19 protein-coding genes are annotated in these 16973 nt (G+C 39.5%); 12 read left to right on the forward strand and 7 right to left on the reverse strand.

All coding sequences use genetic code 11. The features are described 5' to 3' along the window. Positions 1 to 2: 2 nt before the first annotated feature. Genes P375_RS01455 through P375_RS01470 form a run of 4 tightly spaced genes read right to left on the reverse strand, consistent with a single transcriptional unit; the run spans position 3 to position 2188 of the window. Positions 3 to 266, reverse strand: coding sequence for a phosphopantetheine-binding protein (locus tag P375_RS01455; RefSeq protein ID WP_039133521.1), 264 nt, complete (start codon positions 264 to 266; stop codon positions 3 to 5). Beyond that, positions 267 to 1031, reverse strand: a complete 765-nt coding sequence (locus P375_RS01460; protein WP_039133524.1) for a lysophospholipid acyltransferase family protein — start codon at positions 1029 to 1031, stop codon at positions 267 to 269. Then, on the reverse strand, positions 1016 to 1768 hold the full coding sequence (locus P375_RS01465) for a beta-ketoacyl synthase chain length factor (protein WP_039133527.1): 753 nt from the start codon (positions 1766 to 1768) through the stop codon (positions 1016 to 1018). Before P375_RS01465 ends, P375_RS01460 begins: the two co-directional genes overlap by 16 nt. A 6-nt stretch (positions 1769 to 1774) precedes the next feature. Then, the gene (locus P375_RS01470) at positions 1775 to 2188 is read right to left on the reverse strand and encodes a lipoprotein (RefSeq protein WP_039133530.1); all 414 of its coding nucleotides are present in this window, start codon (positions 2186 to 2188) and stop codon (positions 1775 to 1777) included. A gap of 135 nt (positions 2189 to 2323) precedes the next feature. On the opposite strand from P375_RS01470, the gene P375_RS01475 reads away from it, so the two are divergent. From P375_RS01475 to P375_RS01530, 12 genes are all read left to right on the forward strand, one after another. After that, on the forward strand, positions 2324 to 2749 hold the full coding sequence (locus P375_RS01475; RefSeq protein ID WP_039133534.1) for an excinuclease ABC subunit A: 426 nt from the start codon (positions 2324 to 2326) through the stop codon (positions 2747 to 2749). Positions 2750 to 2959: 210 nt separating this feature from the next. Further along, complete coding sequence (locus P375_RS01480; protein WP_039133536.1) at positions 2960 to 3886, forward strand: hypothetical protein; 927 nt, start codon at positions 2960 to 2962, stop codon at positions 3884 to 3886. Between the two features lie 2 nt (positions 3887 to 3888). After that, the gene (locus tag P375_RS01485; protein ID WP_156962326.1) at positions 3889 to 5049 is read left to right on the forward strand and encodes a beta-ketoacyl-ACP synthase III; all 1161 of its coding nucleotides are present in this window, start codon (positions 3889 to 3891) and stop codon (positions 5047 to 5049) included. Further along, positions 5039 to 5428 carry a hypothetical protein gene (locus P375_RS01490; protein ID WP_039133541.1) on the forward strand — a complete coding sequence of 130 codons (390 nt, stop codon included), beginning with the start codon at positions 5039 to 5041 and terminating at the stop codon, positions 5426 to 5428. Before P375_RS01485 ends, P375_RS01490 begins: the two co-directional genes overlap by 11 nt. Continuing rightward, a complete protein-coding gene (locus P375_RS01495) occupies positions 5425 to 6324 on the forward strand; it encodes a hypothetical protein (RefSeq protein WP_039133544.1) in 900 nt (299 codons plus the stop codon). Before P375_RS01490 ends, P375_RS01495 begins: the two co-directional genes overlap by 4 nt. Then, on the forward strand, positions 6317 to 7312 hold the full coding sequence (locus P375_RS01500; RefSeq protein ID WP_039133547.1) for a BtrH N-terminal domain-containing protein: 996 nt from the start codon (positions 6317 to 6319) through the stop codon (positions 7310 to 7312). The genes P375_RS01495 and P375_RS01500 overlap by 8 nt, the downstream gene beginning before the upstream one ends. Positions 7313 to 7322: 10 nt before the next feature. Next, entirely contained in the window at positions 7323 to 9212 is a 1890-nt protein-coding gene (locus P375_RS01505) for a Fic family protein (RefSeq protein ID WP_052121771.1), read from the forward strand. A gap of 7 nt (positions 9213 to 9219) precedes the next feature. Then, complete coding sequence (locus P375_RS01510) at positions 9220 to 9936, forward strand: ABC transporter ATP-binding protein (RefSeq protein ID WP_039133549.1); 717 nt, start codon at positions 9220 to 9222, stop codon at positions 9934 to 9936. Continuing rightward, complete coding sequence (locus tag P375_RS01515; protein WP_039133551.1) at positions 9936 to 11180, forward strand: ABC transporter permease; 1245 nt, start codon at positions 9936 to 9938, stop codon at positions 11178 to 11180. The genes P375_RS01510 and P375_RS01515 overlap by 1 nt, the downstream gene beginning before the upstream one ends. Further along, a complete protein-coding gene (locus P375_RS01520; RefSeq protein WP_039133553.1) occupies positions 11180 to 11464 on the forward strand; it encodes an acyl carrier protein in 285 nt (94 codons plus the stop codon). The genes P375_RS01515 and P375_RS01520 overlap by 1 nt, the downstream gene beginning before the upstream one ends. 2 nt (positions 11465 to 11466) lie before the next feature. Beyond that, positions 11467 to 12531 carry a beta-ketoacyl synthase N-terminal-like domain-containing protein gene (locus P375_RS01525; protein WP_039133555.1) on the forward strand — a complete coding sequence of 355 codons (1065 nt, stop codon included), beginning with the start codon at positions 11467 to 11469 and terminating at the stop codon, positions 12529 to 12531. Then, positions 12531 to 13160 carry a hypothetical protein gene (locus P375_RS01530; RefSeq protein ID WP_209434795.1) on the forward strand — a complete coding sequence of 210 codons (630 nt, stop codon included), beginning with the start codon at positions 12531 to 12533 and terminating at the stop codon, positions 13158 to 13160. The genes P375_RS01525 and P375_RS01530 overlap by 1 nt, the downstream gene beginning before the upstream one ends. Before the next feature lie 117 nt (positions 13161 to 13277). Here P375_RS01530 and P375_RS01535 read toward each other — a convergent pair whose 3' ends face one another. From P375_RS01535 to rnr, 3 genes are read right to left on the reverse strand one after another with little or no spacing between them, the layout of a single operon-like run. Next, positions 13278 to 13841 carry a DUF5358 domain-containing protein gene (locus tag P375_RS01535; protein ID WP_084598476.1) on the reverse strand — a complete coding sequence of 188 codons (564 nt, stop codon included), beginning with the start codon at positions 13839 to 13841 and terminating at the stop codon, positions 13278 to 13280. Positions 13842 to 13853: 12 nt separating this feature from the next. Then, positions 13854 to 14591 (reverse strand): 23S rRNA (guanosine(2251)-2'-O)-methyltransferase RlmB, encoded by a 738-nt coding sequence (gene rlmB, locus P375_RS01540; protein WP_039133559.1) that lies wholly within the window; start codon positions 14589 to 14591, stop codon positions 13854 to 13856. Between the two features lie 13 nt (positions 14592 to 14604). Beyond that, complete coding sequence (gene rnr / locus P375_RS01545) at positions 14605 to 16959, reverse strand: ribonuclease R (protein ID WP_039133562.1); 2355 nt, start codon at positions 16957 to 16959, stop codon at positions 14605 to 14607. Positions 16960 to 16973: the final 14 nt, after the last annotated feature.

Raw genomic sequence — 16973 nt, forward strand, 5'->3', positions numbered from 1 at the left:
GATTATCCTTGTTGTGAACGGATAAAATTCGCCAACGTGGTAACGCTGGTAAAATGATCGCGTAAGCTGTGCTGTTCGCTATCTAATTGTAAATTAAAGGCTTTTTGTACCGCTAAGCCAAGTTCAAGGGCATCCACAGAATCTAGCCCTAAGCCCTCATCACTGAATAGTAAGGTATCATTTTCAATTTCGTCTGGAGTAATATCTTCAAAGGCTAAACTTTCAATAATGATATTTTTAAGTTGTTGTTCTAGTTCTAGTTCCATTTATTTGTCCTTTTGTTGAGTTTGAGAATTAAAATAATCGTTTAAATATTGTGTTAGGCGGCGTGCTGCCAAAGGCAATGGCTTTTCAGCAAGCCAAGTTTGTGGATCGATATCTTCACCCACAGAGAGTTCATAAGTAATGCGGCTTTTAGGTAATTGATACCAAGGTTGCCCTTTTTTGAAATTGAGCGGGTGCATTTTTATCACCACAGGCGTGATGACTTTGGCACTGCGTAACCCAATGGATACCGCACCACGATTAAGATTGACTTTACCGTCCCAGCCCGTGCGTGTTCCCTCTGGAAATAAGAGCATTGCTTGCTCTTGCAAAACGCTATCGCATTGCTCTAATAGTTCGAGAGATTCGGTGTTAGGCAAAAAGCCACAAGCCAAAATTTGATTTCGCATTGTGGGATTATGCAATAACTCTTGTTTGACAATGCAATTTAGCTCTGGCTTGTTGGCTAAAATTAGCACCACATCAAGCAATGAGGGGTGATTGGCGATCACTAATTGCCCTGTGCGTCCGAGTTTTTCAAAGCCTTGATATTTCACTTCGAGTACGCCACTCCAAACGCAAAAACGCACAAAATAATACCAAATTTTTCCAACAAAACGGCGAACGCTTAATTGTGTTGCTAACTTGTGCGGACGGCGGGCATAAGGGTATAACACTAGTTGCAATAATGTGCCAGCTACGCCCCAAAAAGTGAACCCTATAGCGGTAGCAAGAAAACGGCGTAGCCAATCTAATTTTTCTGCCATCGCCAAATTCCTCCACGAGAACTTGCAGTTTGCCACTGAGATTGATTTAACGCCTGCTGTTGCACCCAAAATAACGCATTATCCTTGTTATTTTCCGCAATATCCTGTCCGTTTTCCGTACAATGTAGGCTAAGTTGATATTGATGGCCTTGTTCTATCACCAATGCTAACGCATAGCCAAAAGGCTGGCGAACTACTGGCTCAGCGTTATATTGTGTGGCTAAAGGCAATTCTGCTACCACAACTAGCACACGCTCTTGACCCTCTTGCAGTAATAAATACGCCTCCAGTAATGCCACTTCCAAATTATCTTGCTGTGCCATAATGGCCGTGGTTTCTGCTTTAACTTGACGCATTTCCGACCACTGCCCGACTAAGGCATTATGCACCGATAGATTAAAAGAAGTGGGGGACACATCGCCCTCTGTTAAATAGCTCTGCCAAAGGGCAAAATTGCGATTAATTTCACTGTTAGCAGAGGCGTAAACCACAGGGATATTGGCTTGCTCGCCCACCAAATCCCAAGCTGCTTCAAAAAAGAGGCGTGCTAGCTCACTCAAACGGCGGCGTTTTAATGGTGGCAAAAAAGCTAATTTCGGAGCAAAAGGTTGCCATAAATGGCTATTTTTCTCCCAATGGGTTTGCCCTAATTGCCAATCTTCAGGGGAAAGTTCAAGGTTCGTTACCACTTTCCAGCCACACAGGGAAAAATTAAACTGACAGATCGGTGCGTCCATTGGTAATTATTTGAATAGTTCGTTAATCATTAAATCCGTTTGACCTTGCAAACCTACCTGTTTTACACGCTCAACTTCGTCACCACGTCTTTTATATGCTACAGAACCTATCACTTGTTTATCTTGCACAACGGTTAATTTTGCACGTGCGACGATGGCTCTGTTGCCACGCACATTGACTTTCAAAATTGAGGCACAGTCAGCTAATTCACTGGATTTTGCAAAACGTGCTTGAACACCACGTTTTTTTAGGCTAGTCAGTAGGGTTTCAGAAAAATCTTCAGGGGCTTTTTGTAAATTGCCTGTTACGCATAAAGGCTGTTTAAGGTGGGAGAGTTGTACGGGTTCTGGTTCATCAATTCCTGAAGCACAACCTGTTAAACTCGCAATTAATAAAATAAAGAAAAATAATTTTTTCATTTGGTACTCATTTAGCCATTAAAATAATATTGGAAGTTTACCCCAAATTAAGCTAGATTATCAATTGGAAAACGATTAACAAAGGCATTTTCACGTTATTCCCCCCCCCACTATTATTTAATATAAGGAAAATCTATGAAACATTCAGGAAAACTTGCTATTGCTTTAACTGCTCTTTTACTCGCGGCTTGCGCCCCTAGAGATACCACCCATTATTACTCCATTCAGGAAGCTTTAAATTCCCCTGAAGCAAAAGAAGTATTAGATCCAAAAATTAAACTTTATTTTGGCAAGCCTGCATCGGGTAAAGTCATCAAAGCAGGGTTGGTGAGTAATCGTAAAACCAATGCCGCAAATAAGAGCGATGAAAAATCTTGTCAATGGGCATTCCTAACTGTAGTGAAGCAATTCCAAGATACAGCTAAAAAACAAGGTGCAACCAAAGTGGGCAATATCATCAGTTTCTATAAGAAAAAACCTTACCGCAGTGCGACACAATATGAATGCCACGCAGGCAATTTAATGAGTGGTGTTGCGTTGAAAGGGGATATTGTTCGTTAATATTACCGTCGTGGAAATACAAAAAAGTCAGGCGAAGGCATAGCTACGCCATAGGCTTTTGCAATCGCTCGATGGGATTTAAAGTGCGGTCAGATTTTTACCCTATTTTTTGACCGCACTTTTCATTTTGCTCAACTTGACAAGGCAATAATCAAATTTATAATTTTTTGTTTAATTTTCATTTACTTTGGATTAATACAATTCTCAATTATGGACACGCATTCGCCAAAACATATTCTGGTGGTTTCTTATTCACAAACAGGGCAGCTGGCTCGTTTAGTGGAAAATTTTTTGCAACCGCTACGATCTCAACAGGAAATTATTATTGAAGAATATGTGGTGAAGCCACAACAACCCTATGAATTTCCTTGGAAATTTACCCCTTTTTTTAATGCATTCCCTGAAAGTGTCCATTTACAGCCTGCCCCCATTAAGCCGCCACAATTACAACGTCAGCATTATGATTTAGTCATCATTGCTTACACGGTTTGGTTTCTCTCGCCCTCTCAGCCCATCACTGCATTTTTGCAGAGCGAGCAAGGCAAACAGGTGCTACACAACACGCCTGTGATCACCCTCATCGGCTGTCGTAATATGTGGTTAATGGCACAAGAAAAGGTGAAAACCCTATTAACGCAGGCTGGGGCGAAACTTATCGGCAATATTGTCAAAACCGATCAATCGAATGCGTGGGCGAGTTTTATTACTACCCCACTTTGGTTGTTTACGGGGAAAAAACGCCCTTATCAATGGTTGCCCAGTGCTGGGATTAGCGAAGAAAATATCCTTGATATGCAACGATTTGGGCGAGCATTGGCAGAACAATTAATGCAAAATACGCCACTGGATCACCCGCTATTTCAAAATATGGGGGCAGTAAAAATTGATGAAAAGCTGATGATGAGTGAAAAAGTCGGGCACCGCAGTTTCTTTTTGTGGGGCAAGCTTTTATTAAAGTGCGGTCAGATTTCACCTCATTTTCGTCAAGTTGTCCTGTATTTTTATATTGCTTTTTTAGTGTTGCTGATTGTTACTGTTGTCCCGATTTCCGCCTTGATTAAACGCTTATTAAAACCTTTATTAAAAGAAAAATTAGCGCGTCAAAAACGTGATTTTGCTGCCCCTTCTGGAGAATAATGATGTCCCAACTTTCTGATGTTTATCTTACCCGTGTGGCAAGTTTTTTGCCGAATGCCCCTGTTCGTAACGATCAAATGGAGTCCGTGCTAGGAATGGTAGGCGATGTGCCTTCTCGTGTGCGTAATATGATTTTGCGTTCTAATGCTATTCGCACGCGCTACTACGCCATTGATCCACAAACACGCCAAGCTACGCACAGTAGCACTGAGCTTGCGGTGTGTGCGATTGAAAAATTGGTCGCACAAGGGTTTGATATGCAGCAGTTAGATTGTTTGGCGTGTGGCACCTCTTACCCCGATCAAATTATGCCGGGGCAAGGCGTGATGGTACACGGCTTAATCCCTAATGCACCCGCTTGTGAAGTGCTAACCACCGCAGGCGTGTGTGTCGCAGGAATGGCAGCAATGAAGCACGCCTACAATGGCATACGGACGGGGGAACATCAAAATGCGATTGCGGTTGCTTCCGAAACGGCTTCAGCAGTAATGCGGAGCGAAAATTTTCGTTCAGAAATCAATCATAAACAATTAGACAATGCCAAGCCTGAAATCGGCTTTGAAAAAGATTTTTTACGTTGGATGCTATCAGATGGAGCTGGTGCAGCACAACTCAGCCACCACCCAAATCCACAAGGGATTAGCTTTAAAATTCATTGGATCGATCTCATTTCGTATGCCAATGAAATGCCCGTGTGTATGTACGCGGGGGCAGAAATTCAAAACGGCGAGTTTGTTAGCTGGAAAGCGGTAGATAGCCAATATCGTGATGCCCATAGCCTGATGGCGATTAAACAAGATGTCAAATTGCTCAATGAGAATATTGTGCGTTATACCGTAGAAAATGCGTTATCCCGTTTGATCGAAAAATATCAGCTCAACGCCGAAAACATTGATTATTTCCTACCGCACTATTCTTCGGGCTTTTTCCGCAATAAATTATCGGAAGGACTACAACGGATCAACTTCCACATTCCGCAAGAAAAATGGTTTACCAATTTAGCCGAAAAAGGTAACACGGGATCTGCGTCAATTTACATTATCTTAGAAGAATTTATGCGAACATTCCCACTGAAGAATGGGCAAAAAGTTCTTTGCTATGTTCCTGAGAGCGGTCGTTTTTCTTCGTGTTTTATGCTGTTAGAGGTGGTGAATGGAAATTGATGACATTCCCCAAGACAATAGTCGCATTTTTCGCGGGCAGAAAAAGGTTATCTACGCCATCCAAAACGGCTCATATCAAAGCGGTACAACCACCGGCTGGGCTGATGAAGAATTTGCCACCACACAAGCGGTTGAAGATCTTAACGAACAAACCGAACAAGCTTTACAAGCCGTCAAACGGGGCGAAAAATCCGTGCTTTACTATTTGATGTACAAATACCGCTTTGATGAACAATCCCTCGCCCAAGCCACAGGTTTCTGGCAATGGCAAATCAAAAGGCATTTTAGGCCTGAGGTGTGGCCTAAATTATCTAAGAAAACGCTGGCACGATATGCTGAAGTTTTTGGAAATGATATTCAATTATTGGTAAAAAAATGACATTTAAAACAACAGATCAAAAAGAACAATTTCAAAATTATCCTAAATTTTATATAACGAATAATATTTTATTTGATTGTATAGGTATGGGAAACCCAAAGTTTGATGGCTTTAACGGAAATAAAGAATCATTTGGATATGCACTATTAACTTATTTTACATCATATGCCCTAAATATTAGACGCAATCCCTTTTGTTTAGATCGAGTCTATTCAACTTATTGCCATCGTGAACTGTCTGAATATAGAGAAATATTAGAAAAACTAAATTCAAAAGAAGTAGATGAAATTATTAATGAAGTCATACAACTTTATGAACATACTCAAAAAGCATTAGAAAATGCAGAGTTAGAATATGTATATTTAAGAAGGCAAATTCGATATCAAGAAAGAAAAGGAATAAATTTCAATCTTACAAACAAGGATTCTTATGCTGAAACACTGGTGATGTTACGTAAAGCTTGTGATGAATTGAACATTAAGGAAATACAAATTGAGATGGATATGCTTAATTCTTTTACTGATGAGGCTGGTTTCTACCAAGATACCAATAAACCACTTTGTCTAGAATTGAAAATTCCAGCTAAGGATGTTTTTTATTGCAGTCAGCTTATTGGTGAAAGGAAAGAAAAATCATATCCTGTCGAATCAGGGGAATGGGTAATTCTTAATCATGCCCCAAATGGAATTATGACTATTCCTGTAGCTTCTATCAAATATAATGAAACTGATTGGAACTTTGACAATATGATAGATCCAAAAAAATTTATAGAAGGATACAGTCCAATAGTAATTAGACAGCCATATAGATGGCCAGAAAATCATCCTACTTATGGAATTAAATTACCTTGGAAAAGAAGACTTGGTTTATATCTATTAGATAGAGAATATGAATAACAACTTCCAACACCAACACACCGCCCATTGCGAAAGTGGCGTGATGTCCACTTTACTCAAATCGCAAGGCGTTGATTTTAACGAAGCAATGGTATTTGGCTTGGCTTCGGCATTGACCTTTGTTTATATTCCACAAATTAAAATTAGCGGAATGCCGTTAATTTCTTATCGTATGCCACCGGGGTCAATACTTAAAAAAGTGTCAAAAGTATTAAAAGGGAAACTTGCGTTAAAACGTTTTCGTTCGCCACAACAAGGGCAACAGGCTTTAGATAACGCCTTGACGCAAGGAAAACTGGTGGGGTTGCAGACTTCGGTGTTTTGGTTGCCTTATTTTCCGTCCGAAATGCGTTTTCATTTTAACGCACATAATCTGTTAGTTTATGGCAAGCAAGGAAATGACTATCTTATTAGCGATCCTGTGTTTGAAACGGTTCAGTGTTGTCCGAGCGAAGATTTACAGCGTGCGAGGTTTGCGAAAGGGGCATTGGCGGCAAAAGGATTGATGTATTATTGGAAAACTTCGCCAAATTTGACCGCACTTGATTTACCCACAATTTTACGCAAAGCCATTCGTAAAAATGCCAAACAAATGCTTGCACCACTTTGGTTTGTTGGCGTGCGTGGAATGTGTTCTCTTGCAAAACAAATTGAAAAATTTGCTCATAGCAAACAAAGCGAAAAATACAAAAAATTATTCCTCGGACATATTGTGCGAATGCAAGAAGAGATTGGCACAGGCGGTGCGGGGTTTCGTTATATTTATGCGTATTTCCTTGAGCAAGCCGCTGAAATTTGCCAAGAACCGAAATACAAACAGGCTTCCCAACAAATGACAGAAATCGGTGATCAATGGCGACAATTTGCTAGTCTTTGCGTACAGCAATGTCGCAAGCCGAGTGTTGAGGGCTATCAAAAGATAGCCAAGTTTTTGAAAGTTATTGCTGAAAAAGAAGAAGTATTATGGCGTATATTAAGAAATAAATAGCAGGAAAAATATGCTAAGTTGGACTGATATTGAACAAATGCTAGTCTCTGGCAATTTATATTCTGAGCGAGAGTGGCTGGAGTATAAAGAGGCTAAAAATGATATTCCTAAAACAATGTGGGAAACCTATTCCGCTTTTGCAAACCAATCGGGTGGTTTTATTATACTTGGTGTATCAGAAAAAGAAGAATTGCATATTTCAGGCGTTAATAAGGCTGAACAAATCCAAGAGCTTATTTTTACTCAATCTCGTAGTAAAGAAAAAGTCAGTGCTGCTTTATTATCTGATCGGAATGTCCGTTGTTTTACGATCAAAGATAAACAAGTTATTGTGGTTTATGTACCCAAAGCAGAAGAAACTGATCGCCCAGTTCACTTGAATCAAGATCTTCGTCGTTCTTACATTCGTCTGAAAACAGGCGATCATAAATTAAATGATGGGGAACTACGTTCAATGATTTCAAATGCCACGAGTAAAAATCGTGACGGAAAAATTCTGCCTCAAAGTGACTTAAATTATCTAAATTTAGATACCTTAAATAAATATCGTAATTTGCTTAAGGCACAAAAAGATTCTGAACCATTACTTTTATTGTCTGATGAGGATTTATTGGAGCGTATTGGTGCAATCTCAATAGATATTGAAACAGGACAAAAAAGGATTACTTATGCAGGTTTACTTCTGTTTGGTAAAGGGCATATTATCAAAAATTTCCTTAAACACTTTTTCTTTGAATATTATGAAACTAGTGAAAAAAACAGTCGTTATGATTTACGTATTACAGACTTTGATATAGAGGAAGGAAATCTACTTGAATTCTATTGGAAAATTGCTCCTCTATTGACCTCTTTAGGAAAAGATACACACTTCAAACTTGATAACCTCACTCGAACAGAAGAAAATGAAATTACGAAATCATTACGTGAAGCTTTAGTCAATGCTATTGCTCATGCAGACTATTTTAACGACAGTCGACATTTAAAGATTGTAAAAACACAAAATCAAATTTGTTTCGAGAATGCAGGAACTATGCTAGTTGATATTCAACATGCCATTGTGGGAAATCGTTCAGAATGTAGGAATGGTACTATTCATAATATTTTACGCCGTGTGGGTTTATGTGAACGTCAAGGACAAGGAGTAAAAGATATTTTTCAAAATTGGCAAAATTACTATTTCACAACCCCTAAATTAGAAAGCCAGATTGATTACACAAGATTAACCTTAACATTCCAAGATGGTGAAATTATAAAATGGGAAGAAAAGTTAGCAGATCACTTTGGTACTCGCTTTACACAATTAAAGCAAAGAGTGAAAGATTGTTTGTTATATATTGCTATCAACGGGCAGCAAGCAAATCATAAACAAATTGTTGAGGCCATTCCTCAGTACACAGGACGTGAAATTACCCTTGCGTTATCTCAGCTTAAAAAGAAGGGTTTCTTGGTTGTGGAAGGTGTAAAACGCAATGAGCTAATCTACCGACTTATTAATTTTCACGAAGTCAAAACTAAATCAAAATCTGATTACACTATTATTTCATCTGAGAAAGAAAGTTCAGAGGCCTTATTAAATAAGGATTCTGGAAATATAAAAGTAGCATCACCAATAGAAAGTGATAAAGAAAGTGATAAAGAAAGTGATAAAGAAAGTGATAAAGAAAGTGATAAAGAAAGTGATAAAGAAAGTGATAAAGAAAGTGATAAAGTAAAACAATTACTTGCTGCTTTAGGGAGTGAATATCAAAGCGCGAAAGAATTGATGGAGATACTTGGTATCTCCCACAGAGTTAACTTTGGAAAACGCTATCTAAATCCGGCACTATGCCTTGGTTTAATCGAAATGAAATACCCAGATAACCCAAAACATCGTAACCAAAAATACCGAAAAAGAAAGTAAGAAAAGTATGATTGATATTGATAAACTCAGCCATCAATACCCTAATGGTTCAAACTTAGCTTTAAGCGGTATAAATCTGCACGTCAAACAAGGCTCTGCCATTGGTTTACTTGGCCCTAACGGCGCGGGGAAGACGACACTGATGTCTTTGCTTTGTGGGTTACAAACGCTGCAACAAGGGCAAATTTATTTTGAAGGCGTGCCGTTTCACAAGTTAAGCAAAAAACAGCGCCATCAAATTTCTTTAGTGCCACAGGATTTTGCGTTTTATCCTTTATTAACGGTATGGGAAAATTTAAAATTTTTCGCCGCACTTTATCATATCAATGATAAAAACTGGCTTGCTGAATTATTGGAAAAAGTGGGGCTAACTTCTTATAAATCGAGATTGGCAAAGCATTTATCAGGCGGATTAAAACGCCGTTTAAATTTCGCCATTGGTTTAATTAATCGCCCTAAAGTGATTTTTTTAGATGAAATTACTGTCGGCATTGATCCCCTATCTCGCCAATTTATTTTAAATTCCGTGGCTGACTTAACTCAGCAAGGCATCACCGTGATTTACACCTCACATTATCTGCAAGAAATCGAACAATTATGCGATAAATTAGTTTTATTAAATGAAGGAAAATTGATTTATCAAGGTGAAATAAAAGGCATTCTTGCGGAAGGGCAGAGCCTTGAGCATTTTTATTTGGATTTTTTACAACAGGCGGGCAAATAATGCTACTTTCTGCGATGTTTAAAGAATTACGCCTATTAAGCCGTGATCTGCACGGGGTGGCGGTGTTATTTGCTATGCCGATTTTATTTATGTTGATTATGTCGGCTGCGTTAAGCAGTGAAAAGGAATTAGGTAATCGTGGCGAAATTTTGCTACTAGGCACGCCAAATGATCCCCTCAATGACGGATTTTTTACCGCACTACAACAAGAGGAATTGCTCGTAAAACAAGGGGATATCGCACAATTAGCGGCTTATCAGCAAGATTTGCAGCAAGAAAAATTTGCTTTGATTGTGGTTAATCCAAATCAAGATAAAAATGCCCTAAAAGAAGAACAGCCTTTGCAACTTTGGCTTAACCCCAGTGTGGATCGTGCGTGGTTGCTTGGGGTGAAAGGTATCTTGCAGAAACATTATAGCCAGCAACGGCTTGAGCGTTATTCCAAAGATAATCACATTGTGTTGGAAAATAATCAACGCAATCCTGTGAAACAAATCCAGAAAGAAGTTAATCAAGCGTTGGATAAAAAATTCAATGAAATCAATACTTATTTGGCACAAGAACGCTGGCAGGAAATTTATCTTAACCGTCAAGGAGAAACGGTTAGTCAGCCTAATGCGGTGCAACATAGTGTGCCAGCGTGGTTAATTTTTGGTATGTTCTTTATTATGATCCCTCTTTCTAACGTAATGGCGATGGAGCGACAAACCAACACGCTCACTCGTCTACGTTTAGCTAGAGCTTCAAGCCTGCAACTGATTTTGGCAAAATTAGTGCCATATTTTTTTATCAATCAATGTCAATTTATTGGAATGATCGCCCTAGGCTATTGGGTGCTACCAATGCTTGCGATGCCCGCTTTTAGCTTAAATGGTGAATGGTGGCATTATGCGGTGCTGTCAGCTGCGGTAAGTCTTTCGGCGTTAGGTTACGGCTTATTAATTAGTGTGATTGCACGCACCACAGAACAAGCCGTGGTGCTAGGTGGCGGTGGCATTATCATTATGGCCGCCATTGGTGGCATTATGGTGCCAACTTATGTAATGCCTGAGATTATGCAAAAAATTGCCCAATTTTCACCAATGGAGTGGGCATTAACGGCATTTCAGCAACTATTATTAAATCAGGCTACATTAATGCAAATTCAGCCTGAACTTTGGCTTTTAACGGGGTTTGGTGCAGCAATGCTATTGATTGCTGTGCTGGTTTACGCCCATCAACTCAAAACACAAGCGAGATTTTAATGAGCTATATTTTTACTCTCAGCCAACCTGAGTTAGAGCAACAACTGAAAAACTTGATCGTACAAGAAAGTGATAAAATGGACATCGATCCCAGCACAATTAGCGATGATGAGCCGTTATTTGGTGAACAAAGTCGTATTCAGTTAGATTCTTTAGATGCCCTGCAAATTGTAGTGGCATTACAAGCCCATTTTAAAGTGAGATTAAATGGTGATCGAATGGTGCGTAAGCATATGATGAATATTCGTGATTTAGCGAGCTTTATCCGTAATCAACATTCTTAACAATGCAAAAAGTTTATATTACCGCCGTCAGCCAGCAAAATGCACAAACTGCTCAACTTAATCCTTGGCGACAATCCTCAATGTTAGGGCAAACGCAGAATTTGCCCTACTTTCGTGCTTTTGAGCAACCTCTGCTCAATTTAGAACAGCTTTATGCTTATTTAGAGCAGCATATTGAACAAATCGCCACACAACGAGGGTGGCAAGTTGAGGATTTACAAAATATTCCTATTTTTTTAGGTTCAACGGCGTATTTAATGAGTGATTGCGAATTTCGTTGGCAAAACAATCAACCTTTACCGCAAGAATACAGCCTAGCGGTGATCGCGGAACGGCTAAAAGCACGCTATCAAACACAGGTTTTTAGCTTTGCCACGTCTTGCACTTCATCTGCACAGGCAATGGGCTATGCTTATCAAATGATTGCTCAAGAGCAATGTGAACGAGCTTTGGTCCTCGGCTTTGAAATGTTTAACCGTTTAACCTTTGAGCATTTCAACGCAATGCACTTGCTGGCGGAAGATTTGCCCTATCAGCCTTTTGTGCAAAGTAACGGTATTATTTTAGGTGAAGGCGTGGCTTGTGTGGCATTAGAAAATCAAGCTAATAAAAATGAAAATATGGAAATTTTCGCCATAACGACTTTTACCGATCATCATAATCTAACTAATAGCTCCCCTACTGCCCTTGCTCAATTAATCGAAAATTGTTTGCAAAAGGCGGGATTGCAAGCTCATCAACTAGCTGGCATTAAAGTTCACGCCGTGGGTGGAAATAGCGATGAAATGGAAATGGCATTTTTGCAACAATATTTCCCCGCCATTCCGTGCTTATTAGCAAAGCCACATATCGGACATTGTTTAGGTGCAAGTGGGGCAATGGAAATCGCGTGGCTTTGGCAACAATTTCAGCAAAGCGAAACAGATTGCCTAATTGTTACGCCACAAGGGGCTATAGAATGGAAAACGAAATCACTTTCTTCAGGTTATTACCTCAATTATTTCTTGGGCTTTGGTGGGAGCAACATTGCTTGGATTATTAATTGGCAAGGCAGGAAACAGTCATAATGACATCAAATATTTATTTACAGAAATATAGTCAATTTTTCTCTCAAGGGCAAAGTGAGCTAGAACTCCGCCAACAACTGAAAACCTCTGGTGTGGATAGTCGCCGTTTAAGCAAATTTACCCAACTTTGTTTGCTAGGTGCATTGCCACTTAAGCCATATATCAATCCAAACACAGCCATTTATTTAGCATCGCCGTTCAATTCCCCCAGCAAATTTAATAAGCTCTTTTCTCAACTAATGGAACAAGATCTCCCTAGCCCACTGGATTTTATGGCGAATTTGAATAACGCAGCCGTTTTTCAAATCGCCCAACAATTTGGCATTATTGGAAATTCTCTCTTTCTTACTACAACGCTACAAGATGTTAAACAACCTCTAGAATTAGCTACGTTAGATTTAATGAGAGGTGACGCTCCACAAGTATTAGTAGGTTGGGGATTTGAATCCGCTCATTTATCAGAATGGGAAGGGAGCTGTTGGGGGCTACTTGGCATTAACTTACCAAAATCCCCTACACAACCAAGTGCGGTAGAAAATTCCGCCAATTTTTACCGTGCGACATCTTCATCTTTACCAAAAGAACATTACTTACAATTTGGTGCGAATATACGGAATTTGATAGGTTAAGATGGTAATCGAACTTTTTTACATTCTTTTCTCTGATTCATAAAAACTAAAAAATATTTAAGTCTTTTCAAACAACCCTTATCGTGCAGTTTTCTGTTTCATTAACCGCTTTTAAAATTACAACAATAAAGCCGAACCCCATTTGATGATATCAAAGAAAAATTTATTTTCATTGGTCGCAATCCCATCCGGATTACTATTTTTACCATCCTCTGAACTGTTTTTAGGCTCATCCACAGCCATTCCGCTTTGATACTGTCCTTTCACCACTTTTAAATCATCACGTGCTTTAATTCTCAATGTTGCACATTCCGTCGTTGGCATCGGTTCAAATTCAGTTTGTTTGAATTTTTTATATTGATATTGTGCATACCCCATTGATTTTTCATCCTGTTGGATCATCTTTACATAATCTGCGCCAATAATGTCTTCCAGAGGATAAAAGAATACATATTGTGAATGAATATAAGCATCTTCTTTAGAAAAATGCTCTTGCTGAATACGTGTTAAGTTTGGATAGATGCATTGTTCTGCCTGATGACTCGCCACTACCCAACGCCGTGCATCATTATCACTTAACTCATAATCAGCATTAGCATATTCTGCAGGATAAGGATCAATATTTGAACTGCATCCTGCAAGAAATAAAATTGTTATTGAAAAAATTACTTTTTTTATCATCATCTTTTTCCATTAAGCTAAGCGCTGTCTGACAATTTCAAATAAACAAACACCAGTTGCAACCGAAACATTCAATGAAGAAACAGAACCTTGCATTGGAATGCTCACTAATTGATCGCAATGTTCTCGGGTCAAACGACGCATTCCATCACCTTCCGCGCCCATTACTAATGCCAATGCACCGGTTAACTTACTCTGATAAAGCGAGCTGTCGGCTTCACCGGCTGTCCCCACAACCCAGACATTATAATCTTGTTGTAGCGTTTTTAAAGTGCGAGCTAAATTTGTTACCCTAATTAATGGCACTACCTCAGCCGCACCACACGCCACTTTTCTTGCCACAGAAGTTAATTGTGCGGATTTATCTCTCGGTATAATAACCGCATCCACTCCAGCTGCATCGGCAGTACGCAAACAAGCGCCTAAATTATGTGGATCCGTTACCCCATCAAGCACCAATAATAATGGACGTTTCTTCTGTTGCAACAAAGCATATAGATCATTTTCTGTCTGCTCTTTTGGTGGTTGTACTTTGGCAATAATGCCCTGATGTGTTTCACCATTCGCTTTTTTATCCAATGCTTGACGTGTTAAAAACTGTACTGAAATGCCCCATTGGTGTAATTCATTTAATAAAGGCTGTAAACGTTTATCTTCACGCCCTTTTAACACAAATACTTCAATGAAACGCTCCGGCGTAGTTGATAACACTGCCGAAACTGCGTGAATACCGTAAATTTGTTCGCTCATACACACTCTCTAATTATTTTCGTTTTTTATTCTTGTTCCGCTTAGTTTTTTTCTTTTTCTCTTTACGTTTTTTCTCATCAGTATTAGCTTGTTTCAGTAAACGTTTTTTCAAACTTTCACTATAACGCAAACTCTTTTTAATACGATCTTTTTCTGTTTTACCTAATCGTTGTGGCTTACGTTCACTTGAAATCAGCGTAAAATCCAATGTCTTTTCTTCCAAACTCACCGCTTCAACTCTGACCGTAACCTTATCACCGATACGATACAGCATTCCACTGTTCTCACCAATTAAGCGCTGACCATTCGGATCAAAACGATAATAATCGTTATCTAGCGTAGAAATATGGACTAAACCATCAATGAAAAGATCATTCAATCTGACAAAAAAACCGAATCCGGTAACACTGGAAATAGTTCCCTCAAACACTTCACCAACGTGATCCTGCATAAATTCACATTTAAGCCAATCCGCAACATCTCTTGTTGCTTCATCTGCACGGCGTTCTGTCATTGAACAGTGATCACCTAACAGATCAATCTCATCCAATTTATAATGGTAGCCACCACTCTTAGTAGTACGTTTGGTTAAACCGTGCTGTTTTGACAATAAATACTTGATGCCTCGGTGTAAAGATAAATCGGGATAACGGCGAATCGGTGAAGTAAAATGCGCATATTCTGTCAAAGCCAAACCAAAGTGTCCAATATTATCACCACTGTATATCGCTTGGCTTAATGAGCGCAATAACATTGTCTGAATTAATTCTTTATCAGGGCGTTCATTCACTTTTAACATTAATTTGGCATAATCCGCCGGTGTCGGCTTTAATCCGCCTTCCAGAGTTAAACCGCATTCTCTTAAGAAAGTACGGAAAGAGGTGAGTTTTTCCTCGCTCGGCAAGGCGTGAATGCGGAATAGTGCTGGCTCTTGATGTTGCTCCATAAAATGTGCTGCACAAATATTCGCCAAAATCATACACTCTTCAATAATTTTATGGGCATCATTGCGTTGCACTGGCTCAATTCGTTCGATTCTGCCTTGATCATTAAAAATAAATTTAGTTTCTATCGTTTCAAAATCAATCGCACCTCGTTTATGTCGTGCTTTCAATAGCACTTTAAACATTGCATACAATTCTTGTAAATGTGGCACTAAATCTCGATAACGTTCACTTAGCTCTTCATCTCCCTGCAAAATTCGCCATACTTTGCTGTATGTTAAACGTGCGTGTGAATTCATTACCGCTTCGTAGAATTGGTACTGTTCAATTCTGCCTTTTGCAGACAGTTGAATTTCACACACCATACAAAGGCGATCTACCTGTGGATTAAGTGAACACAAGCCATTCGATAACACTTCCGGTAACATAGGCACAACCCGACTTGGAAAATAGACGGAATTTCCTCTTTGATAGGCTTCTTTATCTAGCGCACTTTTTGGACGCACATAGTAACTAACATCCGCAATCGCCACCCATAATTTCCAACCGCCGTGCTCGCATTTTTGACAAAATACTGCATCATCAAAATCACGGGCATCTTCACCATCAATCGTAACCAAAGGTAGTTGTCGCAAATCGACACGCCCTTGTTTATCCTTGTCATCAACGATTTCACTCAATCCTTGAATCTGCTGTGCCACCTCTTCCGGCCAAACGTGCGGAATATCGTAATTGCGAATAGCAATTTCCACTTCCATTCCTTTCGCCATATTGTCGCCCAACACTTCGGTAATTCTGCCGGTTAAACGGGAAAGCCCTTTTTCTTTAGGTTTCAGTTCCACCACCACAACTTGCCCCATTCTGGCTCCGACACGATATTCATTCGGAATTAAAATATCGTGATTAATCCGGCTATCATCCGGCACTACATAACCGATGCCCTCTTCTAAGAAAAAACGACCGACAATCTGCTTCTTGCGACGTTCTAGTACCCGAACAATTCGCACCTCTTTGCGTCCGCGACGATCTACGCCGTTCGGCTGTGCCAATACATAATCATCGTGTAACACTTTTTGCATTTGGCTATTAGGGATAAACCAATCATCCTTTACGCCATCAACCTGCAAAAAGCCATAACCATCTTTATGACCAATCACCGTTCCCTTCAAAAGATCCAATCGTTCAGGCAAGGCATAACATTTGCGCTTAGTAAAAACCAACTGCCCATCATTTTCCATTGCTCGTAAACGGCGACGCATTCCCTCCTGCTGCTCCGGATCGGTAATTGCTAACGCTTGTAAAATAGATTCCCGACTCATCGGTTTATTATGATCTCGAATAACCGTAAGGATCAATTCACGACTTGGAATTGGATTTTCATATCTTTCAGCTTCCTCGCTATAATGAGGATCTTGATATTGCATTAATGTCTCCTTAA

Origin of the sequence: Gallibacterium genomosp. 2, from assembly GCF_000771895.1 — a bacterium.
Classification (GTDB): Bacteria; Pseudomonadota; Gammaproteobacteria; order Enterobacterales; family Pasteurellaceae; genus Gallibacterium.

Bases quoted from the DNA above. Each gene is read 5' to 3' on its own strand.
- P375_RS01455 (WP_039133521.1), bottom strand. From the start codon at position 266: ATGGAACTAGAACTAGAACAACAACTTAAAAATATCATTATTGAAAGT.
- P375_RS01460 (WP_039133524.1), bottom strand. From the start codon at position 1,031: ATGGCAGAAAAATTAGATTGGCTACGCCGTTTTCTTGCTACCGCTATA.
- P375_RS01465 (WP_039133527.1), bottom strand. From the start codon at position 1,768: ATGGACGCACCGATCTGTCAGTTTAATTTTTCCCTGTGTGGCTGGAAA.
- P375_RS01470 (WP_039133530.1), bottom strand. From the start codon at position 2,188: ATGAAAAAATTATTTTTCTTTATTTTATTAATTGCGAGTTTAACAGGT.
- P375_RS01475 (WP_039133534.1), top strand. From the start codon at position 2,324: ATGAAACATTCAGGAAAACTTGCTATTGCTTTAACTGCTCTTTTACTC.
- P375_RS01480 (WP_039133536.1), top strand. From the start codon at position 2,960: ATGGACACGCATTCGCCAAAACATATTCTGGTGGTTTCTTATTCACAA.
- P375_RS01485 (WP_156962326.1), top strand. From the start codon at position 3,889: ATGTCCCAACTTTCTGATGTTTATCTTACCCGTGTGGCAAGTTTTTTG.
- P375_RS01490 (WP_039133541.1), top strand. From the start codon at position 5,039: ATGGAAATTGATGACATTCCCCAAGACAATAGTCGCATTTTTCGCGGG.
- P375_RS01495 (WP_039133544.1), top strand. From the start codon at position 5,425: ATGACATTTAAAACAACAGATCAAAAAGAACAATTTCAAAATTATCCT.
- P375_RS01500 (WP_039133547.1), top strand. From the start codon at position 6,317: ATGAATAACAACTTCCAACACCAACACACCGCCCATTGCGAAAGTGGC.
- P375_RS01505 (WP_052121771.1), top strand. From the start codon at position 7,323: ATGCTAAGTTGGACTGATATTGAACAAATGCTAGTCTCTGGCAATTTA.
- P375_RS01510 (WP_039133549.1), top strand. From the start codon at position 9,220: ATGATTGATATTGATAAACTCAGCCATCAATACCCTAATGGTTCAAAC.
- P375_RS01515 (WP_039133551.1), top strand. From the start codon at position 9,936: ATGCTACTTTCTGCGATGTTTAAAGAATTACGCCTATTAAGCCGTGAT.
- P375_RS01520 (WP_039133553.1), top strand. From the start codon at position 11,180: ATGAGCTATATTTTTACTCTCAGCCAACCTGAGTTAGAGCAACAACTG.
- P375_RS01525 (WP_039133555.1), top strand. From the start codon at position 11,467: ATGCAAAAAGTTTATATTACCGCCGTCAGCCAGCAAAATGCACAAACT.
- P375_RS01530 (WP_209434795.1), top strand. From the start codon at position 12,531: ATGACATCAAATATTTATTTACAGAAATATAGTCAATTTTTCTCTCAA.
- P375_RS01535 (WP_084598476.1), bottom strand. From the start codon at position 13,841: ATGATAAAAAAAGTAATTTTTTCAATAACAATTTTATTTCTTGCAGGA.
- rlmB (WP_039133559.1), bottom strand. From the start codon at position 14,591: ATGAGCGAACAAATTTACGGTATTCACGCAGTTTCGGCAGTGTTATCA.
- rnr (WP_039133562.1), bottom strand. From the start codon at position 16,959: ATGCAATATCAAGATCCTCATTATAGCGAGGAAGCTGAAAGATATGAA.